Below are 26,880 nucleotides of genomic sequence, written 5' to 3' on the forward strand. Positions count from 1 at the left end.
AAATTCGATTTAACCTAAAAACAGCTTTTCCAGATAGGGATTTAAAAACTTAGCTTCTGGGTCAAGCTGCTGACGCAAAGCCATAAAATCATCCCACTTTGGATATAAAGCCCGAAGCTGTGTCTTGTTCATTTGATGCATTTTACCCCAATGCGGACGCCCCTTATATTTTTGCAAGATTGGCTCAACCACATCAAAAATCAAACGCGGGTCTTGCTTATGATATTGATGAACCGAGATCGAAATGGAATCCTGCTGATAAAATGGACTGAGCCAAATATCATCCCCCTTCACAAAGCGAAATTCGAGCGGGAAAAAGGTAGCAACTTTATACTTTCTTAAAGCATTCAAGACTTCATCCAAACACTCAATTCCACGATCAACAGGAATCTGATACTCCATTTCATTGAACTTGGTATTACGCGGTGTTGGAAATATTTTGCTCGACCAATCAACATAGGTGGTTGGTTTAACAAAAATGCCGAGTAGCTTCTGTAAATAAGGATTCAGCGAAGGAAATTTTTTGGTCAGCTCGGAGCATAAGGTCAATAAAGTATCATCCGATGGGAAATTTTCCTTACGGGGCAAAACCGCTTCATCTGTCTCATCCAATGTTTTCAGCATCAACTGCTTTTCATGGGAAAACACAAAGCACTCGATATGTCGATGCTGATGCTTCCATTGCTGAATGTGTTGCATAATGTCCTCGACTGGACAAAGTTCAATATGTTCTTTGAGTTTATAGCGAGGGCGATTCTGCATGGTGATCTGAGTCAGGATACCCAAGCTACCCAAAGAGACTCGCCCTGCGGCAAAGATTTCAGGATGCTCTGTGCGACTACATTTCAGGATTTCACCTGATGCCGTCAATAGCTCAAAAGCTTCAACATAGGCTGAAATACAATGTAAATCTGCACCTGTACCATGTGTGCCTGTAGAGACTGCACCCGCCAGACTTTGCTGATCAATATCTCCTTGATTCATTAAAGCCTGATTGATGGATTGCAGTTGTAAATGTTGGTCTAGGTCATATAAGCGTGTGCCTGCATAAATACTGCTCTGACATCGGTCAAGATCAGTCGATGCAATTCCCGCAATATGGTCCAAAGACAATAAGGTTGCATCGGTACACACCAACGGCGTAAAGGAATGCCCAGCACCGACTACCCGTATTTTTTGCTGCGCCTGAACAATGGACTGTAGTTCTTGAATATTGGCAGGTTGCAAAATCTGTTGCGGCATAGATTTTTGAAAACCAGACCAGTTTGACCAAATACCTTGTGTTAAATCACTCATACTGCCTCTCCTTGGCTAACGGCAGTTTTTAAATTGCCATGATTAGTGCGTTTTGCGAGTTCCTGCACAGGAATATGCGGTGGTCGTGTCATTTCATCGTAATGACGCTTATCTTTTTCTAATAATAACTGTTCTGCTAAGCCTTGGAACTTGCTCTGACAGGCAGCCAGTGTCCATTGACCAAATAAGGTATGTCCCCCTTCATAGGCTTGCACTTGGTATTCTTCATAGGTGGTGACATAACCCATATAATCATTGCAGTAGGATGCCAACCACACTCGTTCAATTGAAGCCTGTACGGCAAGTGTCTGTTTAGAGGTGTCGACCACACACTGCCCTGCGATGGTGGTAAATTCTCCCGGACAACAGACCAGTGCTAACTGACCTAATCGCACAATCTGTAATGGAATAATACTTGGGACTAAAGGACTGTACTGAATTGCACCGGCTTTGACTTGTCGGTTCATCTCAGCAATCAGCGGATCAAGAATACTCGGCGGAAAACCAATCGGCTGACCTAAAATCTTTTTGGCATCCGCTTCCAGTAGTATCTGTTTTGGTCCTTGAGAGGCATAAAGCTGCTGATACACCTCAAAGTCTGCTGCTTTTGGATTCTTCATTTTTTGTTTACGAAATTGATCCGCTAAAAATTGCATCCCCATAATTAAGGGTTTGGGTGCACCTAGACCATCAACAGGTGTACCTGCAAAAAATGCGGTGCCATGACAAGGCTGACTGGTCTTTGCATGCTTTTGACCCGCTGCGAACTGATCTGGAATTTCAATATTGCTCAGGTCTACATAGGACAAAACAGCATCGATCTTGCCTGCGACTTTTTGCAAATTTTTAGGAATATTTGATTGTAGAGCTGTCAAAGCCAATTCACTTTGGTAGCGCCCATTTTGTTGCGCGTATTGATATTCCTGCTCGCCTTTAATCTTATTACGGATCTTGAGCTGATCTTTGCCATGAAAATGCGGTGATACGTCCCCTGCGGTTGCTTGTGCAAAAATTGTGACTGGATTTTGGATTCCTTGCTCAATTAAAGCCTGCTCAGAGAATGCGGCTGCGTAGCCTTTATTATCACCATCATAGGCGTTTAAAGAATTTCCCAAACAGGTTGCATGTACCCCAAATAAGGAAATAAAGGACTGTAGTTTTTGTCCACGATAGAAACCGATCAGCTGCATTTCTCGGTTCAAAGCTAAATGCGTTTCAGCTTCGTTACGTGGCTGAACTTCTAGATTACGATTGTAGGCTTTGATCGAACGATTCCATGCGACAGGTGTCTGTTCTGGAAAATGCTGCGTACTTAAAAAAATCTCGGTGTCTTGTTCAGATGCAATCGCATTTTGAATACTCAGTACAATCGCCTCAACAATGACAGTTAAATGTTCAGGTACAAAACCAGGCGTTGGCATATTGTATAAAGCTTCATAGCGACAACCACCAGGTCCTGAGTGAGTATGGGTTGCCATGAGGACCAATTGATTTTCATCAAATGGTGAATCTAGAATTTGTGTGAGTCGCGCTACGGTTTGACTACGTATCGCATGGGTAATACAGCCTACGTCCAGACAACAGATGAGTAATCGGTTATGTTGTTGATCGACAATACTCACGCTACGTGCAAATAAAGCTGTGCGCTGCTCATAGGCCCGATGTGACCATTGCCCATAACCAAACATGGCATAGCCTTTCGGTGTAATTTTGATTTGCTGCTTGTCCCAACCCACCTGATACATCACGACTTCCTTTCAATTCTTTTTCTAACTGTGTTAAAGCACGTTGAAAGTTAATCAAAATTATGCGATACCCAACAGGGTTAAAGACACTTTTCTGTGGGGGGCAAAACGGACTTATGCCTATACGTACCAGCGATAAAAATGATCAACAGCAATTTATTCCACCCACCATTCTGGCGAGCCTGATCCATTATGCAGAGCAGCAACAGTGGGATTATGCTGCATGGTTTGAGAATTCAGGTTTAGACATTGCACAAATACGGCAAACCCAAGGGGTGGTTCGTTTTACCCAGCTTTGTGATGTTATTCGTCAAGCCATGACAGCTTATCAACACCCCGACCTCGGCTTAAAACTTGGCAGTAGTGAAGGTTTGATTTCAATGGGAATTTTGGGTTTTGCCATGCAATCGTGCAAGACCGTGGCTGATGCTTTAGACATTGCGCTGCGTTACCATCGTATTTCTGGCAGCGTGCTCAATATCAACTTTAGTCTCCAAACAGATATGTGTGAGGTGGAAGTGACTGAGTCTCATCCATGTGCTGATTTGAAAGCCTTCTTTTATGATGAATTATTTAGCAGCATCATCACTTGTCTAAACGCGATGCTGGGCGATCATGATGATGTGATCAGTCTTGAACTCAGCTATTTCCCCAACCAATACCAAGAACAATATAAAACTATCTTTGGCTGCCCGATTCAATTTAACAGTCCTAAAAATATCATCCGCTTTAATACCAGTATGTTGCAACGTGGCTTAAAGAATTACAGCCCAGCCAACTATGCAACTGCCATCCAAATCTGTGAACAGGCCCTAAAAGAAATTGATCAGCTCAATCAGGTGGGCTATGTGCATTTACTCGATCATTTAATTGAACAGCAATTACCTGAACGTTTCAAGATGCAGCAAGCTGCTGAGCATTTGCGTATTAGTGAACGCCATCTAAGACGGCAATTATTATTGGAAGGTCTGAGTTTTCAACAAATTCGACAAAATGTACTGGAACGTAAAGCAAAGCAACTCCTTGAACAAAACCTATCCATGAGTGAGATCAGTCTACAACTGGGCTTTAGCGAGCTCCGCGAATTCCGACGTGCCTTTAAACGCTGGACTGGGCAAGCGCCTTCGGTTTATAAACATGAGATCATTTTACTTAATGCCTAAGAATCAAACGGTCTAGAAATTTCCAAGCGCAGATGCAGATAAAACCGGACCGTAAATGCTTTTTCTTGTAATTTTAAATTCTCGCAAAAATTCACTACCGCGCTCGGCGGCATGGATGAATTCAACCACTAATTTCTGCTTTAAATATTGAGTTAATTTATTGAAAGATGGACGTTAACGGAATCGTGCCGTGCTCTCATTCAATTTAAGGATAAGCCTTCAGCTGGAGTTACTTTGGTTTCGCCCAAAGTAACCAAAAGCATCCTCATCCACAAAACCTGTCCACTTCTTGTAATCTTTTTAAATCTTTCGCAGAAACTAAACTTTATAAAAACCACGCAGGTTGTGGATGAGATTACCGAGTATCAAATACTGGAAATAATCTCAGCCCCAATAATCAAAAACCTCAGGATTTACCCAAGCTTTCTAAGCTAAATAAAGCCTTAACTTGCCGCTTGATAAAACGGTACATCACCATTAATCGTGGCACGGTGCATAATCCGATGCGCATTACCATAATCAAATAAAGCCTTATGCTGTGTACAACGATTATCCCAAATCGCCACATCACCTGCCTGCCACTGCCAACGCAAATGAAACTGTTCATTGGTGGCATGCGCAAATAAATACTGTAGCAATTCAGCGCTTTCAGTTTCATGAAGCTCATTAATACGCGTAGTAAAACCTTCACTCACGAACAAAATCGGCTGACCAGTTACAGGATGCGTTCTCACCACAGGATGAACAACAGGTGGATTACGCTTAAACGTTTCTTCCAGTTTTTTACGCTCAACATCATTATGCGCAAAACGTTCAATCGGGAAAGACTGACGAATATCATGCGTTGCGGTTAACCCTTTTAACTTTTGCTGTAAACCTTGATCCAAGGCAGCAAAAGCCGCTGCGCCACTCGACCAAAGTGTGTCACCACCGACAGGTGGAATCTTGATGGCTTGTAATACACAGCCCAACGGCGGTTTCTGACTGAAAGTCACATCGGTGTGCCAAAGCTCATTATCACGTAAGTCTTGTTTCCAGCTGTCCAGTACGATAATTTCAGGCACATTTTCTACTGTTGGGAAAATAGGGTGAATATGTAAAGAACCAAAACCACTAGCAAGTTCAGCTTGTGCTTGTGGTGCCAATTGTTGATTACGAAAGAAAATCACATGATGATCTAGCAAAGCCTGTTGAATCTGTTGTGTTGTATTTTCATCAACCATATTTAAATCAACATCGTGAATAATGGCACCAATGGTTGATTTAATGATTTCAATGTTTAAAGTCATTTCTAACGCTCTATTCTCTACAATTTGCACTTATAACTGTTGGCCATACCAAGGAGATAATTGCTTCTGTAACCAACGCAAAAACAATTCAAAACTGACTGCGACAATCGCAATAACAATAATGCCGAGAACTACTGTATCGGTGATTAGGAACTGTGCTGCAGACTGCACCATAAAACCAATACCTCGATCTGCTGCGACTAATTCAGAAGCCACTAAAGTTGACCAGCCAACACCTAGACCAATGCGAATACCCGTTAAGATATGCGGTAAAGCTGTCGGCAGAATTACATGCCAAAACACTTGCGATTGGCTTGCACCCAAAGATAAGGCTGCACGCTCACGATTAAGCTGATGACTGATTACGCCATGGGTACTGCTGATAATCACAGGTGCAAGGATGGAAAAGAAAATCAAAAGTACTTTAGTGGTTTCACCAATCCCGAACCAAATCACCAATAATGGCAAATAGGCTAGAGGTGGTATCGGACGTAACAGCTCAACCAAAGGATCAAGTACCGCGCGCACCCATTTGTTCAAGCCCATCCATAAACCTAAAGGCACACCAATCGCAATCGCGGCGACCAGAGCCAATAAGACACGAGAAATACTGGCGGCTAAATGTTGCCATAAAGTCGCTTTCATAAAGCCTTGTTGACTGACTTCGAGAAACTTCTGCCATACCGCTTGTGGGCTTGGCAAAAACAAACTTGGAACAATTTTTAAAGCAGTGATCAAATACCAGATCACCAGCACACTGATAACACTCGATAAACTAAGCACCAAACTACGATGACGAGCGAGAAAATCAGCTACAGCATTTCGTCTTGAAGCTGATTGTTTCGGCTCAATTTGTGCAAACTCTGCGGTGTTACTTAGCTCATAGGCTGTATTTTTTGCTTCTCCCGTCATACAGTCTCCTCATACCCTGCTTGTTTCTGTACACGTAGGCGTTCAAACAATTGCTCACGTAACTGAATAAATTTTGTATCGGATTTAATCGTACGAATCGATTCGCCTTGCTTATAGCGCTCTGCAAAATCTAGTTTTAAAGTTTCAACGATCTTTCCTGGACGAGCTGTCATCAATACCAGTTGATTGCTGAGCAATAACGCTTCTTCAATGTCATGGGTAATGAGGAAAAAAGATTTATTTTGTTGTATCCATAAATCCAACACCAATTGCTGCATAGTTTCACGGGTAAATGCATCAAGCGCAGCAAAAGGTTCATCTAATAAAATAAAGGCTGCATGGCTAATCAAAGCACGTGCAATACCAACCCGTTGTTTCATGCCACCTGACAATTCCCAAATATTGGCTTTAGCCACATGACTCAAGCCGACAATTTCAAGAATTGCATCGACTTGCTGTTGAATTTCTTGCTCTTTTAAACCTTTGAGCTGTAAAGCAAAACCGATATTTTCAGAGACATTTAACCACGGTAACAACGCATGATCTTGGAACACCACTGCACGGCGAGCATCAGGCGTCATTAATACTTCATCATCAAGTTTGATCTGTCCTGAACTTGGTTTTTGAAAACCTGCCAAAATATTCAGTAATGTAGTTTTACCACAACCAGACTCACCCAAAATTACAGTCAGAGTGCCTTCTTCAATCTTCAGATTGATATCTTTCAATACAGGCATCTTCTGGTTTGGAAAGGTTAAATGAAAATGCTCCGCAGCTAATACGCTCATTTAGATCTCCTATGGCTGTAAGAATTGGGTGGTGACATTACCTTGATAATCAGGATTTACTTGATCCACCTTGCCTTGGCTTTTTAAGAAAGTGGCTGTATCGAAAATATTCTTTGCAAATTCACGTGATAAAGTAGCTTGTTGCTGCTGACGGTCAAGGTATATATTTCCTGCAAGAAGCAATGGAATATCTTTGGCATCAGAACCTGTCAGTTGGGCAATTTTCTGGATATTGTCTGCATTTTGCTCAAATGCTTTAGGATCTTGGTTATAGCTTTCAATCTGCTTTAAGCTGGTTCTCACGAAGGCTTTTAAGAACTCAGGATTTTTCTCAGCGAAATCTTTACGAACCACCCATAAATCATAGGTTGGTGCGCCCCATTCACCGACTTGTTTCGAGTCTGTTAAGACATGACCAGTCGCTTTGACTTTGCTTAAGGCAGGTTCCCAAACATAGGTCGCATCAATATCACCACGCTCCCAAGCTGCTGTGATTTCTGGTGGACGTAAGTTAATAATCTTGACTTGGTTATCCGTAATATTCCAATGTTTGAGTGCTGACAATAGGCTGTAATGCGTGGTTGAAACGAATGGTACAGCAATGGTTTTACCAATCAAATCTTGCGGGTTTTTAATGCCTGATTTGTTGCTCACCACCAATGCCTCAGAACCACCTAATTTAGCCGTCACCAGAAAGACTTCAATCGGTAAATCACGACTTGCAGCAGCAGCCAGAGGGCTAGAACCGATATTGCCGATCACTACATCACCCGAAGCCAATGCATTAACTACATCTGAACCTGCATCAAATTTACGCCATTGAATTGCTTGATTAGTATCACGCTCATATTCTCCATTTGCCTGTGCAACCTTGGTCGGATCAATACCTGTTTGATAGGCAATCACCACCGCTTTATTATTTTTAGATTGAGTTGGTGCAGCATCCTTTTGATTTTGATAAACAATAAAAGCAACAATCGCCACTAGGACGATCGCAGTAACAATTAGCGGCTTGGAGTTCTTGATGCCCATAATTAGATGATCTTTCAATAATATAGGCTTATGGTATGCGTCACACTTTATGATTAAAAATAAGAAAAAATGCGTTGTTTATGCAATTTAAAGATATATAAGCTGGATTCTTTAATCTTTAGACGTGAAATAAACTTATGAAAAGTCATCAATTTGAATTATCAAAGCAATAAAATATATAAAGAAATAAATTGGATTCATATAGAATCATCACCTTCATATGATGTGCAATAAAGTCACGATATTCAAAAAAATAAACGCTCTATTTGAGAATGATTATGCAGCAATCTGATGCAACCACAGCACCTGACCACATCCCTTTTTGGCAAGCCTTGTTATTTTGGCTAAAACTTGGATTTATTAGTTTTGGTGGACCCGCAGGTCAAATTGCAGTGATGCATCAGGAGCTAGTTGAACAAAAGCGTTGGATCTCTGAAAAACGATTTTTACATGCACTCAACTATTGTATCTTGTTGCCTGGACCTGAAGCTCAGCAACTTGCCATCTACATCGGCTGGTTAATGCACCGTACTATAGGTGGTTTAGTAGCAGGCATTCTATTTGTGCTGCCCTCGTTGTTTATCCTGATTGTCTTGTCATGGATTTATGCACAGTTTGGAGATGTCCCAATTATCGCAGGTTTATTTTATGGGATTAAACCAGCGGTCACGGCAATTGTCTTTCATGCAACTTATCGCATAGGTAGTCGCACACTCAAGAACAAATTCTTATGGCTCATTGCAGCGGCTGCTTTTATCGCGATATTTTTCTTTAATATCCCATTTCCATTGATTGTATTCTGTGCCGCAATACTTGGATATTTACTCAGTAAAAAGCAGCCACATTTATTTAGTCAGCAAGCATCTCATCAAAGTAATCAAAAAAATTATGGTGCAGCACTGATTGATGACAATACACCACCACCTGCCCATGCTATTTTTCGCTGGGCGAATCTCGCTAAAATTGTACTTATCACAGCATTTTTATGGTGTATTCCGATCTTACTATTGACCTTCAGCCTAGGCTGGCAACACGCTTATACTCAGATGGCATGGTTCTTTACTAAAGCAGCCTTGCTTACTTTTGGCGGAGCATATGCTGTGTTGCCTTATGTTTACCAAGGTGCAGTGAATTACTACGGATGGTTAAATCCCACTCAAATGATTGATGGATTGGCTCTCGGAGAAAGTACACCTGGCCCTTTAATTATGGTTGTAGCGTTTGTAGGCTTCTTGGGTGGCTTTAATCAAGCTTTACTTGGAACTGAGCATCTGTTTCTTGCAGGTGCAGTAGCTGCAGTGATTGTTACTTGGTTTACCTTTCTCTTTTCCTTCGTTTTTATTTTCGCTGGCGCACCACTGATTGAATCTACACATAACGAGCTTAAGTTTACCGCACCACTCACTGCGATCACCGCTGCTGTTGTAGGTGTAATTCTTAATCTTGCTCTATTCTTTAGCTATCACGTGCTGTGGCCAAATGGTTTTGATCATGCATTTAACTACGAAGCGGCAATCATTACCGTTGCAGCGATGATCGCACTCTTTAAATTTCAGATGAATGTTCTTTACGTGATCTTTGCTTCAGCACTTTCTGGTTTGATCCTGTATCTCTTTGTTTAAACTATTGAGCTTGAGTTGAGTTATCCGACTCAAAAGGTACTGTTGTAAATGGTTTAATGAATCAATTAATTGAATAACACTTAAAAGAACACGTACTAAAGGATGCTGAACATATTAATGAAGAAGAAATACAAAAGTTTCTTGCTTTATTACAACGTTATTTATAGATACCAAATCTCGTGAGTGAGTTGTTTGATTTCAGATTTATCATGACTCACATACAGCATCGGAATTTTGAGTTCTGTTTTGATTTTTTGAAAGAAAGGAATAATCTCTTTTTTGTGTGCGGAATCAAGCGCAGAAAGTGGTTCATCTAATAATAATAATTGTGGTGAGTACAGCAAGGCACGCCCAAGAGCAACACGTTGTTTTTCACCTCCTGAGAGCTTAATCGGCATCCTTTCAGTTAAATGCTCCAATTTAAGCAATTCAACAATATAGTCGAGTTCAAACTGACGTTGCGCTGGGCGAATATGTTTGAAGCCAAACAGTAGATTCTGCATTACATTTTTATGAGGAAATAACTGTGCATCCTGAAATACCAAACCAATCCGACGCTGTTGTGTACTCAGGTTAATTTTCTGAGCCCGATCAAACCATGTTTGATTCTGTATTTTAATCCAACCTGATTGGGGTTTAATCAACCCAGCAATACTATGCAAAATCGTGGTTTTTCCTGAACCTGAAGCTCCAAATAAACCAATCACAGACTGATCAGATTGAAAGCGTTGGTCTAGAGAAAATTGTCCTTGGGTAAGTTGGATATGACAATCAATCATGCTTAACAACCACGTTTATTTTTCTGATAACGATTGAACCATTGCGCAAACCATAGTGCAAAGAAAGCTACGGATAAGGATAAGATAATTAAACGCCAAACTGCTGCTTCAGTATCAGGTTGCTGCATCAAACTATACATGGCTAAAGGCAAAGTCCGTGTTTCACTGGCAATATTCCCAACGAAGGTAATGGTTGCGCCAAACTCCCCTAAACTGCGGCAAAAACATAAAATACTTCCCACCAAAATTCCGCTGCTTGCAAGTGGCAAAGTTACCTGCATAAACGTGCCGAATGCAGAAGCACCTAAAGTTTTTGCCGCCATTTCTAAACGCTGATCCACCAGTTCAATCGCCAGTCGAATTGATTGTACGAGTAAAGGAAAGCCCATTACCGCAGATGCCAATACCGCCCCTTTCCAATTAAACGCAAACTCCAATCCAAGTGGTGCTAGATATTGTCCTATGATGCCTCGATTGCCAAAAATTTGAAGTAACAAATAACCAGGTACAACTGGTGGTAACACTAAAGGTAAGAAAACCAGTGTTTCAAATAGTGATTTACCCCAGAACTCTTTCCTAGCTAAAATCCAAGCAATCAAAATTGCTGGAATTAAACTCACAATCAGACATGTTGCTGCCACTTTAGATGACAGTAGCAATACTTCAAGTTCCTCGGGAGTCAGAATCATCATTTAATTACTTAAGTACGCTAAAACCATATTTTTTAAATACTTTTGTTGCCTGACTGCTTTGTAAAAATTTATAGAATTTCATTGACTCTGTATTCTTGTTTACTAAACCTATTGGATAAATAATAGATTGATAGGTATTTTCTGGAAATGTTCCAACGATGACGACATTTTTGCTGATCGCTGCATCAGTAGCGTAAACAATCCCCAACTGACATTCACCACGTGCCACAAAGTTTAAAGCAGCACGTACATCTTCGGTTTCCACTAAACGAGTTGAAACCTTATCCCACCAACCGATCGAGGTCAAAGCCTGCTTTGCATATTTCCCAACAGGTACGCTCTTAGTATCACCTGTACACCATTTACCTTGAGCAACCCTAGTGAAATCAAAACTTTTACCTATTTTTAATTTGATTGGGCGAGCTTTGGGAGCAATCACTACCAAACGATTACCCAATAAATTCACGCGATCATTTGTAGATACCAACTGTTTATTCTGCAAATAATCCATCCATTGAACATCTGCTGATATAAAAATATCAGCTGGCGCACCTGCTTCAATTTGCTTGGCTAAAGTTGATGAACCTGCATATGATGTTTTGATTTGAACTTTATTTTTCTGCTCATAGATCATATCTAATTCATTGATCGCATTGGTTAAACTTGCAGCTGCATATACTGTAACTCTATCTACCGCAAATGTTTGTCTACAGCTAAATAAGCCAACGCATATAGCCAATGCATATCGGTATTTTTGTATCATCACCAATGGAACGACCTCATCCTCAGAATTCGATATATTCTTGAAAACATATCGCTTAATAAAGATACACTAAAAACAAAAATTCGCTAGCCTTGTTCTTCTTCATAGTCATCTGTTTTTAAAGCTCAATGATCTAACGATAGGAATCAAGATCATCATTTGGTGCAAAAAATTAATCTCAAACCACTTTAGTGCAGCACTGCATACCTTGTGATATGAGCAAAACTTAGCCTAATCAAGATCAACTTTTCTCTCAATCAATCGTTATTTACCGAAAAATATAACGATAAACAGCAATTTTCCTTCTGAAATAAAAAAAAACGCCTATCCAAACATCAACCGAATGATGCGGAATAGACGCCTTTGTCTATTTCTAAATAATAGCGAGAAAAGCTATCCTATTTTTGTTTTAGCAAAAGTTGTGCCATTTTCTGCTTCATGCTTATTAACATCAGATCTATAAGGATAAATCTTTTTTATCAATATAGTAGCATCACAAACATTTCATTAAATCATTTCAACCTATTCTAATATCTAAGGATAGAAACTGAATCAGTCACAAGTTGATTTTCCTGGCTCAACATATCTAACTTCTAGTTTATTATCTTTATCCATAACACAAATACTTCTATGAAAGCTTTTATTTGTATCTAAAATAATTTCGTAAGCAATATTACGTTCAATTTCTTTTAATGGTATTGCAACACATTTTTTTCATCTATAGGTAGAGGGGTATTAGTGTATAGCTTTTCATAAGTACTTTTAAAATCTTTGTTGTAATCAATATTTCCTAAATAAATAAGAAAAGTATTATTAAGACCATAATAAATTTTAGAATTATTTGTAAATACACATAGTTGATTGTGTTTGATTTTTACCTCAAGATCCTTACCTTGAGGATTACAACCAGTTAAGTATGCAAGAATAATAAAAACAGATAAAGTATATTTATTCATATTTAAAATCTAAAAGACAATCAATATTGACTACCACTCATAGCCCTTCCCACTTTATTTACATTCAATGATTTCATTTTTTGATAGATTCAACTTAGAATCACGTCCGGACAAGTATGAATAATTTATAAATTCGTATTGTCTCAAATATTTACCTTTTTTAATCTCTAGTCTAATTTGCGTCTCTAAACTACTATATTTTACTTTCAATGGTTCAAAACAGAAAATAGACTTACTCTGTTTATTAGATAAATTTTTTAAGCTTTCTTCATACATATCAATCGATAATTTCTCATCAAAAATACTTTCCTTATGCTTAAATGAGATATCTAATAGCCCAAACTCATGAGCTGCTATCATATCACTTGTTTTTAGAGCACAAAGCTTACTACCATAAAACTCATATTTAAAATCTTCAACCTGATTCTCTTTACAACCTAAAAGAAAAACAAACAATAAGATGATAGAAATTTGTTTTAACACCACCCGAAGCTCATCCCGAAATTGAATGTGGAACCTCCTTCGATCTATTCATGCTCTATCTGTTATTTGATCAAAAATCTGTTCCTTTGAGCAATTTTCGAAATCAGTAATAAAAAAATGAAGCCCTTTACTGAATCAAAGAGCTTTCAAAGTCTTTAACCTCTTACCGCTAAATTCTGCTTTGGCAACAGCTTGCAACCACACGACAATGCATCACTCACTCTTGCCGCAGCTTTACCCATCACCTGCATATTTGGATCGCCAGCAATAATGGTAGCAACCGTTTGATGCTTAGGGCACGTTGCCTTATCTCCCACACAGGCAATCGGAATTCCTTCAATGAGAAAGCTACTGTTTCCAGTAATCACCTGCCCACCACCTGTTGTAGGACAACCAATCACAATATAAGGTGTCGCCATAATCCTAACTCTCCGCTAAAAGCGCCTAAATCATTAAAGCACTTCAAACTCAATTCGACGATTTTTCTTACGTCCATCTGCAGTTGCATTGTCTGCAACAGGTTGACTGGAGCCTTTACCTTCGGTACTTAGGCGATCAGCCGTAATACTTTTACTGACTAAGTAATTTTGTACCGCTGCAGCACGTTGCTGACTTAACACCGTGTTTTTATTGGCATCACCTGAACTATCGGTATGCCCAATAATTTTGACTTTCTTGCCACCAACTTTATTTAAAGCCACCGCCATTTCATCCAAAATCTTTTGTCCTGCCGCAGTCAGAATGGCACTACCTGATTCAAATTCAATGATTCGATTTTTTAGTGCATCATCAATGATTTTTTGCTCAGCCTGATTTACTGAGAGCTGTGCATTAAAGCGATAAGGCTGCTGCACCAAAGATTGAAAACTAGTTGTAGTCGGTTGGATTTGACTTGGATCAGTCATTTTCCCAGTTAAATCAACCTGAGTTCCTTTAACACGCAACTGACCTTGTGAAATCTTTTTCAGATCTGGGGTAATGACACGAGTCACAGAATCACTCCAGCCATTCGGAGCTGAAACTGGACGAACCTGAATTTTATCGACCACTTGATCTGCACCATAGACAGACTGCATCTTAGCCAAGATTGCTTGCTTACTCGCATCATTTGGAACAACACCTTCCACCACGATTGGTGCTGCACTAGCAAGATGACTTTGACCTAAAACACATAAGCCAAACAATAAACTCGCCCATATAGATTTCGGATTATTTTTCATATTCATTCATCTAAAAAAGTTTGTCTAAACAGTTTTAAACCTTGATTGAGGCTTAACTGACGCTGACAAAGTGATTGTTCTAATGTTGCAAGACCTGCATTCTGTTCAAGATAAGCATCAATCCATTGTGCTTGGATCAATGATACCCAATGCTCACTCTGCATGCTTTGGGTAAAGATATCGCTGAGTGCCATGATGTCAGCACCTTGAAAGCCAATGAATAGAATTGGCTCATCACGATGTAAAATACCAATCAGAATTTCAGTATTGTTAATCCCTAAGAATTGCCCGATCATACCAACCCAGAAAGCCGCTATTTCATAGCAATACATGTGATTATTGATGGGTAGGATCAACACTTTATTTAAACGGCTGGTGCCATTTTTTAAGATCGGCTGTAGTAATAGTCCTAGACCAATCATACTTTGTGCAAGTTCATAGACATTGATTTTCATCAATTGTGCAAATGAGTGCATGGTATGATTTTCATAGAAACCATTACACTCTGTTGCAGTGAAGACTTGCGCAACATTCGGCAGGTTATTCAACTTTTCCAACATGATATTGGTATCTCTAATACTACGAAGTACCCGATTACGTTGGAATAAATCAACCAAAACAGACTTGTAGTAATAAGGCGCCAATAACAGATTTTGATACGGCTGCTCCACTTCAAGTAATTGACTGAGTACCATTGGAAATGCTCTGCCTGAGCTGTCTTGACTGGCAATCAAGTTTGCTGCCAAAAACATCGGCTCAGCAGGATTGGCAATAAAGAAATCCAATGCAGGTAAAGATTCATAACGCTGCTTAAAATCTGGTGCACGCATGGCATGCTCAAGCGCTTCTGTAATCCACTGATCAAGTACCTGAATCAATGCATACTGCCCTTTGGATTTTAGAAAGTCACCACGTGCGGGTGTCTTGCCATAATATAAAGGTGTGGTTTTTACTTGCTGCATCCAAGCCTCTCCTGCTGTGCCATGATTATCCCTAACATTACGGTGTTACCCCAGGCTGAGCAGGTGTAGCTGGTTGTGGTTTAGGTGCAGCACCCAGAGGTGTTGCCTGCGCAGAAACCACACGTACCGCTTTCTCTGTCACCACTTTATCTACCAGTTGCAGGCCAGCATAACCACGGCTTGAGCCGATATTACCTGAGCTATTACCGCTAATCAGACGAAAGTTCACTTTTAAGTTTAACGATGGCTCAGTTTTACTGGTCCAAGTCATTTCAAAGCTACCATTTTGCTCTTTACGCTGTGCCGCATCGATCAAACGGTTAATACCATATTCACCAGGTTCTTCAAAAATCGTATGGGTTTTACCTTCCAAATCCACGGCGGTAATACGCGCGCCCGGAATAGCCCCTTGGTTCGGCCATACGAAGTTCACCCATTGCTGAATGCCATTTTCAAACACCATACGTTGACCATCAATATCAATGGTGTATGACAAGTACTGTGGATTCGGTAATGGATAGAACTGGAAGTTCGATTGATTGGATACAGGTGCAGCCGCAGACTGATCTAAACTTCCTGTCGCCATACCATTAATAGGTGCAACATATTGCTGGAATGCCATCACAAACTGAGGGCTCAAGCTAATACCCAAATCTTTCCATGTTTTCGACGTCAGGACATAACCACGACGAATGACAAATGGGTCCAAGGCTTCTTTCACAAAGCGTGCAATGCTACCTGTTTCACCAAAGATTTGACCAATTTCACTACTGGTTGCTTGTAAACTTACACTCGAATTAAATGGATATTTTTGACTTAAATTAGTTTTAAATGGTTGATAAGCTTGGATTCCCCACAACTTATTCAACTCATCTTGGGTTGGTACAATCAAGCTTGCAAAAGATTGGGTTAATGGTGTCATCAACAATTTTTGTAATACCTGTTGATCGGTGTCTTTTAGACCCACCATCATCTTCTCATCTACATATTTCTGTGTGGTATTAAAGACTGAAGTTTGATCGTTAATGGTTTGCTTCACCAAAGCCATCGCACTTGGACCAATCTCGCCTGCTGTTTTAAGATCATTAAACTTACTACGCACTTGCGCAAGGTTGCTCATGTACTCATCAAATAATGATTTATCCTGTAAATCATCACGCTTACGTACCAACTGATAGAACATTTGATATTCTTGTGAAATTGCACCTTGTGCTTTGTTCACCGCCTGAGCTGCAGCTTTATCATCTGAATTATTCAAGACTTTACGTTTGAACCATGCCACAAAGCCCTTTTCTGGCACAGCCAATTCAGCTTGTACAATTGGGTTATCCCAGTTGGTCTCAATCGCAATGCGTTGTAATAAGATACGAATTGGTGAATTTTGTGGCTCACCTAAAATATCAATCATCTTGACTTGCTGAGCGAATTGATCGTTTTTGGCATAATAAATACTGTTCAGGAATTTTTTCCATTCCATGACATATTCTTGTTTATACAATGCCACCAGTTGTTTACGGATTTGCTCTGGGCTACCCGAGAAAGTTAAATCATCTGATTGATGACTGTTTAACACCCAGTCTTTACTGTCTGTTGGTTTATTCGCAGCTTCATCAATCGCTTTTTCAACATACTCATCCCATGCTTTTTGGGTAAACACACCAGGTAAAGCATAACTCCCTAACACAATGGCACGATTGTGTTCACCCACAATCTGTCCTACCGTTACCGCTGGGAAACGTACGGCAGCACGCATTTTGATTTCGTTATAAACACGATCACGCGCAGGCATACCACGAATCACAGACAATAAAACTTGGCGGGTTTGATCGACCACTTGTGCATCGGTTTCCAATACAGGGAAACCCTCCTGATTCGCCAAAGTCATGGCATAAGACAGGATCTTTTCTGCATCCTGAATCATTTCACCACGAGGCATTTGTCCGCGATTGGCATCCAACCAAGAACGCCAGAAACGTGAAACCTGATCACTTAAATGACTGGTATCCATATATTCAGGATTACTCATCATTAAATAGGCTTTTAATGCGTTATAGGCATCTTGCGGATTGCTGTCTGAAGGTTCTAAATATTGTTGTGTCTTCGCGACTTGCTGGGTTTCGACATTGACATGATTGGCTTTCAAGGTCGCTTCATTATTTTTCACACGTTGCAAATATTGCGCAATATTCTGCTGTGTCGGGGTCAGGACGATTTGCTTTATCCCTTTGAGATACTCAGCTTTTAAGCTCTCACGTAACTGATTGCCTTGGTACAAACCAAAGCTGAATTTGAGTGGACGATGATCGTTGAACTCATCCAGCTGTTGCAAGCGTTCCTGCAAGATCAGTAAAGCTTCAAGCTGAGTTGAAAGCTGTTGTCCTGAGGCTTTTTCCAAATGCACCACTTTATCTAAATCAGCCTGCACATCTGCAATCAATTGCTGGTTATTGCGATATGACCACACCCATACGCCCAAGACCAGTGAAACACCCACCAACGCTGCAATAAATCCAATATAGCGCTGACGCTTTTTCGCAGGATTAATATGCTGTTTGACCAAGTCTTTATCTCGCAAAATAACATTGGAGAATAGACCTTGTAAGAAATAGCCATGATTTGGTGCAAGTGATGGACTCACACCCTCCTGACCATTGGCCTGAATCTGCTGAAGCTGGAACTCTTGTGCAATATTTTCCGTCATTGGACTTTCAATAATGCCTTCCTGCAAAGCACTGGTGAAATAAAAACCACGGAATACAGGTTGGAACTGATACGGGTTATCTTCAAACAAAGTGCCGATAAAGCTTTTTAATACAGGTTTTAAGGTTTTAAATTCCAGCGGGAATGTCATCACACTTGGAGAAATATTTTGCGAATGACGACGACTTAAATGTGTAGTACTAACACTTTTTAGACCATCGTAAAGAATGCTGTAATGTTTTTCGAATAATTCAACGGCATTCTGAGATGAGTTTTGCTCATACGGCAGCGTTGCGCCCCAAGCCTGATTGTATTCCTGTGATTCATAACAGTCGAAGAACTCGGTAAAACCTGCAATCAAGTCCATTTTAGAGAACACTAGATAAACCGGAACAACAACTTCAAGTCGCTCGGTTAGATCCTGAATACGGGCACGTAAATTCTTGGCCAGTTTCAATGAGTTTTCCGGACTTTGGCTGATCAATTCAGCAATACTGACAATCACGATCAGACCATTCACAGGTGCCTTAGAACGGTTCTTCTTCAAGATATTTAAGAAACCCAACCATTCAGAATGATCTTCCGAGTACACCGAATAACGGCCTGCGGTATCGAGCAAGATCCCTTCTGTTGAGAAGAACCAGTCACAGTTACGTGTACCGCTCAAACCAGCAGACACCATCTTTTGATGGGTTTCTTCAAACGGGAACTTTAATCCAGAATTATAAATTGCCGAACTCTTACCTGCGGCTGGGTTACCAATCACCATATACCAAGGCAATTCGTATAAAGCGGCATTGCCCTTTTTATCGCCCAGTTTAGATTTGCGAATCAACTGGATCGATTCTTTCATCTGCTGCTGGATTAGCTGTAGTTCGGCTTTATCTTTTTGTTGTCCGTACTCAGCCTTGCTGTCCTGCTCAATCGCATTGGCAAGTTCCTCACCTTGTTCCGCATGGCGTTTTCTCTGGATTAACCAGTAAATCCCATACACAATCAGGCCCAAAGCATAAGTCGCCGCCAGCGCCCAGAAGATATGACGCGGAATCGACGAATATGAAGAAATAAGCGCCACAAATAAGGACAAAGCAATGATTGCCTTAGGATTAGTGATGTACTGCCACAGATAACCTAAAATGGTATACATTGAGTTCTCAAATTCTTAATAAAGTTAATCAATCAGCAATTGCTACACTTTCCTGATCTGGTGAGATCTCTGAGAAAGTTTGAATAAATGCTTTTAAATTTTGTCCATAAACAAAGGCAACCTGTTGATCTGGAAGATGTGCCCCCAACATCAATCCAAAAACTTTTGCCACGTTTTGGGTATTCCCAGCAGCAGGTTTACAATATAAATAATGATGCTGCTCTACTGGGCTTTGTGCAAAAAACTGATCCAGCTTTTTGACCACCTTGATATCGGTGCCGTCCTCGACCACCAGTACAAAAGGTTCTTCATCTTGGTATTGTGGTAAATCATGTATTTCTAGCTCTTTGAATATTTGGTCTAAATTATTTTGATGAGAGACCAGCTTTAACGTTTTTAAAGGCTGTTGCTGTAGCAGCTGTACATCTGGATGCGCCACACAACTACTACCGACAAATTCAGCAGGCGTATAGGCACTCAAGCCCCATACCTTTTCATCTACGATTTCCTGATCAATTTCCGAGTCTGCTGTAATGATCAATGAAATTTCATGCGGTTGATTCTGAATCCGCTCAAATAACTCAACCAAATGCTGCTCTGTTGATGCAGAACTAAGATATTGATATTCAATATGAAATTTTTTCGGGATGATGCCTAAATCATAAAAAATGCTTTGGATCGTTTCATTACTATTTACATCATTCCATGTGTGCACCACATCTTCAGATAACAGAATATGTAGGTTCAGCTTATCTAATCGATAGACCTGCTCTACCTGAATGGGTTCATGCGCTTCATCGTCCGAAAAGCCTGGATCAATCCATGCAGGGTGCATACGGTATTGATGTAGATTTTGACTTTCATAAAACAAACTAGACCGCTTTAAGTGGTCTGAAATCGACACTAAAAGTTCGGTATGCTGTTCCAGTTGATGTTGAATCAATGCCATGATGCGTTGCTGTCGAATAGATAAAAACTGCGATTCATCCTCTTCATCCTGACTGACTTGCTGATCCAGCTCTTCAATACGATAGGATAAAATCGGTAATCCCTGAAAGCTCAATAAATGTGGATCGAGCTGTGGACTGGCAAATTCTTTAATCCCTGTCAGGATGGCATCATTTTCACCCAATGCACTATAAGCCGCAGCGGAATATAAATTAACATTCAACCACTTACTTTCTTGTGCGACAGGTGCTTGCTCATCTTCTACTGTATTGTTATTTTGCTCAGCGGCCAAAGCTTGTTGCTTTTTCTCTTTATATTTTTGGTAGCCTTTATAAATCAACCAAGGTGAAAGCAAAATGAACGTAATCACAACAGGTAAGATCAGGAAATAATTAATCAGATCAGTAGACTCAGGCTGATATTGAATATCTCGCCAATAATAGATAACAATCAACCCAACCAAAACAAAACAGCTGATTAAGGTCGCTAGAATTTTCTTTATCATTATGCTGCTCCTAAAAGTGCATAACGAGTTTCGCTATTATGTTGTCGTTGTGCCGATGGCATTAAAAATGCACCCTGTCCCAAACCGATTTCATATCTTGAGTCCAAGCGAATTGGAGTAACTTCACTCTTATCTAAAATCAAACATACATCAATAAATAGCGTTGGACTGCACCAGGTTTGGATTAAATGCTTTAACTTTTTATTTAAAGGCTGATCAGGTAAAAAGGCTAAATACTGCTCACGACACAACGGCCCGATTTGAATTTCGATTTTTCCATCAATTTGCTGAACGGTATCACCGCAAAAGGTATTCACTCCAAGTAAGCTTGGATTATTTCCACCCAAACTGGTCTTTTGTTCATCACCCAGCTTAAACTTTTCTTTTACAAATTCTTGTATTTGCACTTGCTCATTGAACACACAAGAAAAAACCGTTTTTAGAGCATGTGCAGTGTTGTTCTGACCCTGCATCAAACCAGAAAATTCTGCAAAATATTCATCTAAATCATGTTGTTCATGCTGAGCACGAACATAACCATTTAACGCATGCAAAATATCTAGATAATGATTATCTTGTTCGATTTCATATCGAACTGCCAGATTATAAGTCAAACTGGCATCGACATATTTGGCTGTGAGCTTATGGTTAAATAGACCTAGAAACTCTTTAATCTCAAGTCGTTGCTGACGCGTACTTTGTTTTAATTTATTGGTATAGGTATAAGGAAGTGCACCTTGTGTACCGGTTAAGCCGACCACTAAATTGGTCAAATGAATCCGCTGATCTTGATAGCTCAGCTCTTCAATTTCTGTCGCGGGGAAACTTAAACTAAAAGATGTGCCAAATTTAAAATTGTCAGACCAATCCTGTTGTTGTACTACCTCTGAATGATGGCGCAACAAACGCGTCGATTGAACAAACTCAAACGATCCAGATTTTTTAAAGACTTGATCGACTACAGAAGAGTCTTGCCACCAACGTTCTGCACGCATTGGTATATCTCCTGCTGGTTAAGATTGTCTTTTACGAGCACATCAACAAAACTGTTAATTTGAACTTTCAGATTAAAAATGTGACTTAATAACTGACTAAAAATATATAAACTGTGCCCTCTAAATACACTCTTACTGACCGTCAATTCCGCTTTAACACCACGAATAAACATGGGAAAAGGCTTCGCATTCATCAGCTTGTTGGTGGTTGAAAAATTCAACTGCTTCAAAGCATCAATCAATAAAATATTTTCTTTAGAGTGCGGTAAATTATATAAAGCCAACAGTTCCTTTACATGGCTCAATGCATCCCCTTTCATCAGTGCCAAGGTATTGAGCGAAAGATGAGAAATAATGCGCCACTGCTCGTTGCTGTTTTTATCAAAATGATAAGGAGAAGTCGGGCGTTTTAGAATCAAAGCACGTCTCGCTAGACTACTATCATTTAAATTAAGAATATTATTGCTCTGGCTTAATGCCTCATGCGGCAAATCACCATTTGAACAAAGTAATCTGGTACTTATAAAATCAGACTTGATTTCATACGGCTTCAAATGCTTAGAAACAATTGAATACCCCATCTGCATGGTTTTGGTTTGTGTCGGCAAATAATTTAAAGAATAGAAAAATTGAACCTTATCATTGTGATAATGACTCATCGCAAAAAAAGGCAAAACAGCAAGATGAGTTTGTTCCTGATTGGTTTTTTCACGGACCATGTTCATTTCAATAATTGAATAAACTTGATACAACTCAGGATGATGTGCATCCGTAACCAATGGATATTGCAGTTGCGTATGTGAAATCTTTTGTGGTTCGGCCTGCTTTTCAAACAGATTAATTGCAGGCGTAGTAAATAATTTAAAGTTGGCAATATTCAGCTCTGAATAATTACGCACAATGGCTTGGTCATTCAAATTTAGTTTGAGATGAATCAAGACTTCAAAACTATTCTGCTGTTGCAATAACCCTTTTAGAACACTTAAGTCAAAGTTCAAATAGTTGAATTTTTCAGGAAAACAAAAGTATTCCATCAACAAGCGGTAAGCATGATGAGTATGCTGATCAATCGGTAATAGACTTTCATGTTCACTAAATCCCATCACGGCAAATGGATTGGCAATTTCAACCACGCGTTGTCCGACACGAATCGAAAAGCCAGTTTCTTTACGGAAAATACTGTCCAAAACTTGCAATGGGAAATTTGAAATTGCATCTAGATAAATTGGCAATTTCTCATCCAAAACCCATGGTTGAGCATCATTAAAGATTTCAAATTTCAGACTCAAGGTCGCATTCTGATTCAAATGCATATGTGTACTTGGTGAAGTTTGAAACTCTAGATTACTTAATGTAATCGGCAATAATCGGACTTCATTACTGGTATTAAACTCACATTGCACACCTTTAAAACTACGCGATTTCAATGCCGTTTTTTGCGGAATGATATGCGCAGTGCTAAGTTGTTTGAGCTTATTAATATCTTCAAAACTCACCACAGTACACGCTGGGAAATGACGTGAGTATTGAGGAAACATCACCTCAAAGAGAGAATGAGTAAACTGATCATAACTATCTGCTAATTTTTTATCGATACGTGCAGCAATCAGTGAAAATGCTTGAATTAACCGTTCAATATGCGGGTCATCAATTTGTTCTTGATTTAAAGAGAGGCGTTGCGCAATCTTCGGATATTTCTGCGCAAACTCTCTGGATTGTTGACCGAATTCTTGTAGTTGTTTTTCATAATACGGTAAAAGTTGCTCTATCACAGTTCGCTCACACTAAGTTCTGGCAGAAATAACATATTGTTGTGTTGTGGGTTTGAGTAAAGCGTCAAAAAAAACAGGTTCATAGAGTGGGTGAATATTTAAGTAAGCCTGAATACTTAAACACAGTGATCCCATATTATGACCGTCCAAGAGCATCTCAACTTTGATCTGTCGCAATCTTGGTTCATGCGCTGCAATAGACTGTTCGATCGACTGACAAATCTTGTCTCGATCGAGTGGGTTGGCGGTAGACAAGCCAACAAAGTCAATGATCCCAAACTGCAAAATCGATTTTTTTGCCAGTGGGAATTCATCCATATTTCGGTCAAACTGTGCAATTCGACTATTCAGCAAGTCTTCCAAATCACGAGCAACGGACTCTCGTAATTGCTGAATCGACATCCCTCTTAAAAAATCTTCTTGCTCTGGTACTAAACGATCAAATAATGTTGATCTGAATCCGTATGGATATAAATGATCTAAATTCATTTTTATAAGAACAAAAATTTGGAAAAAATAGAGGCTAATAGGCAACTATTAACCTCTATTAGAAAATCACAATACCAATTACGCAGCGTAAGAAGCTGTGTTATTAGAAAGTGACCATTTCTTAGTAACAGCACCTTTCGCAGTACCATTAATGTCTTGTTGGTTATAAGTCCACTCAACAGCAGCGTATTTCAAACCAAATGTTTCTGTTGGTACACCTTCTTCATTTACAATTGGTGTAACGCTAGATACAAGTACGTGTTTCAATTTGATTTGTAAGTACTTGATACGTTTGTCACCATTTGCACGGTAATAATCAATTTGTACTTCATCAAATGTATAACCCGCAGAACAAGCTTCCCAAAGTTTTGGACTGGTTGCATCCAAATCTTTAACAAAAATCATGTCAGCGTGTTCAACACGTTCAGCCGTATGCCCACCGACACTACTTGATGTTGCAGATTTTGGTTGGCGAATATTATGAGACCAAGAGTTAACTTCAAGCCAACCTTTGTGTTCAGAATCACGTGATTCTCCGTCTACCTTATACTTGCCACGAAACTCAACATATATATCTTTCATTTAAAACTTACCTCTATTTATTTAAAGTTATTATCTAGCTGATCTCATTTTTTAATTTGAGGACTGTGGTAGTTCAGTCACGAGTCGTAATGAAACGGACAACTCATCCAGCTGGAAATGTGGTCTTAAGAAAACCACGGATTTGTAGTGACCTGGTTGAGCAGGATCCTCTACAACCTTTACAGATGCCTCACGAAGCGGATATTGTGCTTTTGCTTCTTGAGACGCACCATCGTCTAGCAAGACATATTGAGAAAGCCATTCATTTAAAAAGGCTTCAACATTGCCTGCAGATGCAAAACTTCCCACTTTGTCACGCATCATTGCTTTTAAATAATGTGCAATACGCGATACCGCCATGATGTATTGGATTTGGCTTGAAAGTGCGGAGTTGGCATTTGCCGTATCACTGTCATATTTCTTCGGTTTTTGTGCAGATTGCGCACCAAAGAAAGCTGCATAATCTGTATTCTTACAGTGAACCAGTGGAATAAAACCGAGATCACTCAACTCTTTTTCACGACGATCTGTAATTGCAATTTCAGTTGGGCACTTAAATACAACTTCACCATCTGAAGTTTTAAAAGTGTGTACTGGTAAACCTTCAACCAAACCACCGCCTTCAACACCTCGAATCGCAGCACACCAACCGTGCATATCAAATGCATTGGTTAAACGTGTTCCAAACGCATATGCTGCATTCATCCATAAATAATCATCGTGGTTTTCACCAGATACATCTTCAATGAAGTTAAAACCTTCAGTCGCAGTGCCTTCCTTAGGATGATAAGGTAAACGACCTAAAACATGCGGCATGGTTAAGGCAACATAACGAGCATCTTCACTATCTCGGAAAGAACGCCATTGTACATATTCAGCAGTTTCAAAGATTTTTGACACATCACGCGGACGATCAATATCTGTAAATGATTCTAAGCCTAAAATATTAGGACTTGCAGCAGATACAAAAGGTGCATGCGCAGCAGCTGCAACATGAGAAATTTGTTCTAATAAATACATATCTGATGGTGTTCGATCAAATTCAAAATCACCAATTAAAGCAGCATACGGCGCACCACCAAATGAGCCATACTCTTCTTCATAGATCTTTTTGAATAAAGTACTTTGATCGAAATCTGTTGCTCCTTGAAAATCTTTCACCAATTCTTTTTTTGTCGTATTCAACATACGAATTTTAATCATTGGATTAGAAGGAGTTTCTTGGCAAAAATAATAGAGACCACGCCAAGTAGACTCAATTTTTTGGAATTGTTCGTGATGTATAATTTGACTCAGTTGTTGAGAAATAAGTGCATCAATTTCTGCAATACGCTTATCAATTGATAAGGTCATGTTTTCAGAAACGGTAATCGTTCCTGCCATGACTTCTTTAGCAAGCTCGCCAATCAAACTTTTAGCACGAACATGCTCATCATCATTTCGAGCAATACGGCTTTGCTCTACAATTGAATCAAGTAAATTCGTAGACTCAGATTCATGTGTACTGGTTGCTAAGGCTTGTAAATTATTCATTTTTCAACCTCCGCGCTCAATTGGCGAACCTGATCCGTATTTTTCAATACTTCATCCAACAGATCTTCCAAACGTTCACTATTTGAAATCTTATTGCGTAAATCTGTTAAGCGCTCACGCGCTGCTACTAACTTACGTAAGGGATCAACCTGCTGTACGATCTGTTCTGGTCTAAAATCTTCCATTGATTTAAAAGTAAGATCGATAGACATACGCCCACCTTCTTCAGTCAACGTATTATCAACTTGAAAAGCTGCACGTGGTGCCAATGATTCCATCACTTCATCAATATTATCTAAATCAACATTGATAAATTTTTTATCTTTTAACTTGGTTTTTTCTAATTCAGACGCAGCAGAAAAATCACCCATTACCCCAACAACAAAAGGTAATTCTTTGGATTCTTTTCCATCACCAACTTCAACATCATATGTGAGCTGAACACGTGGAGGACGTATACGTTGCAGTTTTTTCTGTACACTTTCTCTTTTAGCCATAACTTATACC

The 26,880-nt window shown here is 39.7% G+C and carries 23 protein-coding genes and 2 pseudogenes; 3 read left to right on the forward strand and 22 right to left on the reverse strand.

Going from position 1 to position 26,880, the window contains the following annotated elements; all coding sequences use genetic code 11:
- Positions 1-9: 9 nt before the first annotated feature.
- Positions 10-1,296 carry a D-arabinono-1,4-lactone oxidase gene (locus tag F933_RS00240; protein ID WP_005057314.1) on the reverse strand — a complete coding sequence of 429 codons (1,287 nt, stop codon included), beginning with the start codon at positions 1,294-1,296 and terminating at the stop codon, positions 10-12.
- Entirely contained in the window at positions 1,293-3,041 is a 1,749-nt protein-coding gene (locus F933_RS00245) for a neutral/alkaline non-lysosomal ceramidase N-terminal domain-containing protein (RefSeq protein ID WP_005057316.1), read from the reverse strand. Before F933_RS00245 ends, F933_RS00240 begins: the two co-directional genes overlap by 4 nt.
- Positions 3,042-3,103: 62 nt before the next feature.
- On the opposite strand from F933_RS00245, the gene F933_RS00250 reads away from it, so the two are divergent.
- Entirely contained in the window at positions 3,104-4,204 is a 1,101-nt protein-coding gene (locus tag F933_RS00250) for an AraC family transcriptional regulator (protein WP_005057319.1), read from the forward strand.
- A 443-nt stretch (positions 4,205-4,647) separates the two neighbouring features.
- Here F933_RS00250 and tauD read toward each other — a convergent pair whose 3' ends face one another.
- Genes tauD through tauA form a run of 4 tightly spaced genes read right to left on the reverse strand, consistent with a single transcriptional unit; the run spans position 4,648 to position 8,243 of the window.
- Complete coding sequence (gene tauD, locus F933_RS00255) at positions 4,648-5,493, reverse strand: taurine dioxygenase (protein ID WP_005057322.1); 846 nt, start codon at positions 5,491-5,493, stop codon at positions 4,648-4,650.
- Positions 5,494-5,523: 30 nt separating this feature from the next.
- Complete coding sequence (gene tauC / locus F933_RS00260; RefSeq protein ID WP_005057325.1) at positions 5,524-6,405, reverse strand: taurine ABC transporter permease TauC; 882 nt, start codon at positions 6,403-6,405, stop codon at positions 5,524-5,526.
- Positions 6,402-7,193, reverse strand: a complete 792-nt coding sequence (locus tag F933_RS00265; protein ID WP_005057327.1) for a taurine ABC transporter ATP-binding protein — start codon at positions 7,191-7,193, stop codon at positions 6,402-6,404. The genes tauC and F933_RS00265 overlap by 4 nt, the downstream gene beginning before the upstream one ends.
- A gap of 9 nt (positions 7,194-7,202) precedes the next feature.
- Positions 7,203-8,243 (reverse strand): taurine ABC transporter substrate-binding protein, encoded by a 1,041-nt coding sequence (tauA, locus tag F933_RS00270; protein ID WP_171065916.1) that lies wholly within the window; start codon positions 8,241-8,243, stop codon positions 7,203-7,205.
- Positions 8,244-8,503: 260 nt separating this feature from the next.
- On the opposite strand from tauA, the gene chrA reads away from it, so the two are divergent.
- Complete coding sequence (gene chrA, locus F933_RS00275; RefSeq protein WP_005057330.1) at positions 8,504-9,847, forward strand: chromate efflux transporter; 1,344 nt, start codon at positions 8,504-8,506, stop codon at positions 9,845-9,847.
- A gap of 44 nt (positions 9,848-9,891) precedes the next feature.
- Positions 9,892-10,014: pseudogene (locus F933_RS17515) on the forward strand (metal-sensitive transcriptional regulator); the annotation flags it as partial.
- On the opposite strand, the gene F933_RS00280 reads toward F933_RS17515, so the two are convergent.
- From F933_RS00280 to tssB, 16 genes and pseudogenes are all read right to left on the reverse strand, one after another.
- A complete protein-coding gene (locus F933_RS00280; RefSeq protein ID WP_005057333.1) occupies positions 10,009-10,626 on the reverse strand; it encodes an ATP-binding cassette domain-containing protein in 618 nt (205 codons plus the stop codon). The pseudogene F933_RS17515 and the gene F933_RS00280 sit on opposite strands and share 6 nt — an antisense overlap.
- 2 nt (positions 10,627-10,628) lie before the next feature.
- On the reverse strand, positions 10,629-11,318 hold the full coding sequence (gene modB, locus F933_RS00285; RefSeq protein WP_005057336.1) for a molybdate ABC transporter permease subunit: 690 nt from the start codon (positions 11,316-11,318) through the stop codon (positions 10,629-10,631).
- Between the two features lie 4 nt (positions 11,319-11,322).
- Complete coding sequence (modA, locus tag F933_RS00290) at positions 11,323-12,081, reverse strand: molybdate ABC transporter substrate-binding protein (RefSeq protein ID WP_005057338.1); 759 nt, start codon at positions 12,079-12,081, stop codon at positions 11,323-11,325.
- A 552-nt stretch (positions 12,082-12,633) separates the two neighbouring features.
- Positions 12,634-13,037: pseudogene (locus F933_RS00295) on the reverse strand (NF045616 family extracytoplasmic (lipo)protein).
- A 54-nt stretch (positions 13,038-13,091) separates the two neighbouring features.
- On the reverse strand, positions 13,092-13,523 hold the full coding sequence (locus F933_RS00300; RefSeq protein ID WP_005057344.1) for a hypothetical protein: 432 nt from the start codon (positions 13,521-13,523) through the stop codon (positions 13,092-13,094).
- Between the two features lie 152 nt (positions 13,524-13,675).
- Positions 13,676-13,939 (reverse strand): PAAR domain-containing protein, encoded by a 264-nt coding sequence (locus tag F933_RS00305; protein WP_005057346.1) that lies wholly within the window; start codon positions 13,937-13,939, stop codon positions 13,676-13,678.
- Between the two features lie 33 nt (positions 13,940-13,972).
- On the reverse strand, positions 13,973-14,746 hold the full coding sequence (locus F933_RS00310) for an OmpA family protein (protein ID WP_005057348.1): 774 nt from the start codon (positions 14,744-14,746) through the stop codon (positions 13,973-13,975).
- Entirely contained in the window at positions 14,743-15,702 is a 960-nt protein-coding gene (gene tagF / locus F933_RS00315) for a type VI secretion system-associated protein TagF (RefSeq protein WP_005057350.1), read from the reverse strand. Before tagF ends, F933_RS00310 begins: the two co-directional genes overlap by 4 nt.
- A gap of 37 nt (positions 15,703-15,739) precedes the next feature.
- Positions 15,740-19,549 (reverse strand): type VI secretion system membrane subunit TssM, encoded by a 3,810-nt coding sequence (gene tssM, locus F933_RS00320; RefSeq protein WP_005057352.1) that lies wholly within the window; start codon positions 19,547-19,549, stop codon positions 15,740-15,742.
- A gap of 28 nt (positions 19,550-19,577) precedes the next feature.
- Positions 19,578-21,002: a hypothetical protein gene (locus F933_RS00325; protein WP_005057354.1), complete on the reverse strand. Its 1,425-nt coding sequence runs from the start codon at positions 21,000-21,002 to the stop codon at positions 19,578-19,580.
- Positions 21,002-21,997 carry a type VI secretion system baseplate subunit TssG gene (tssG, locus tag F933_RS00330; protein WP_005057356.1) on the reverse strand — a complete coding sequence of 332 codons (996 nt, stop codon included), beginning with the start codon at positions 21,995-21,997 and terminating at the stop codon, positions 21,002-21,004. The genes F933_RS00325 and tssG overlap by 1 nt, the downstream gene beginning before the upstream one ends.
- The gene (gene tssF / locus F933_RS00335) at positions 21,961-23,769 is read right to left on the reverse strand and encodes a type VI secretion system baseplate subunit TssF (protein ID WP_005057359.1); all 1,809 of its coding nucleotides are present in this window, start codon (positions 23,767-23,769) and stop codon (positions 21,961-21,963) included. The genes tssG and tssF overlap by 37 nt, the downstream gene beginning before the upstream one ends.
- 12 nt (positions 23,770-23,781) lie before the next feature.
- Positions 23,782-24,258, reverse strand: coding sequence for a type VI secretion system baseplate subunit TssE (gene tssE, locus F933_RS00340; protein WP_034710244.1), 477 nt, complete (start codon positions 24,256-24,258; stop codon positions 23,782-23,784).
- A 78-nt stretch (positions 24,259-24,336) separates the two neighbouring features.
- On the reverse strand, positions 24,337-24,840 hold the full coding sequence (locus F933_RS00345) for an Hcp family type VI secretion system effector (RefSeq protein WP_005056333.1): 504 nt from the start codon (positions 24,838-24,840) through the stop codon (positions 24,337-24,339).
- Between the two features lie 51 nt (positions 24,841-24,891).
- Positions 24,892-26,373 carry a type VI secretion system contractile sheath large subunit gene (tssC, locus tag F933_RS00350; RefSeq protein ID WP_005057360.1) on the reverse strand — a complete coding sequence of 494 codons (1,482 nt, stop codon included), beginning with the start codon at positions 26,371-26,373 and terminating at the stop codon, positions 24,892-24,894.
- Positions 26,370-26,870, reverse strand: a complete 501-nt coding sequence (gene tssB / locus F933_RS00355) for a type VI secretion system contractile sheath small subunit (RefSeq protein WP_005057362.1) — start codon at positions 26,868-26,870, stop codon at positions 26,370-26,372. The genes tssC and tssB overlap by 4 nt, the downstream gene beginning before the upstream one ends.
- Positions 26,871-26,880: the final 10 nt, after the last annotated feature.

This window comes from Acinetobacter beijerinckii CIP 110307, from assembly GCF_000369005.1.
GTDB classification, from domain to species: Bacteria; Pseudomonadota; Gammaproteobacteria; order Pseudomonadales; family Moraxellaceae; genus Acinetobacter; species Acinetobacter beijerinckii.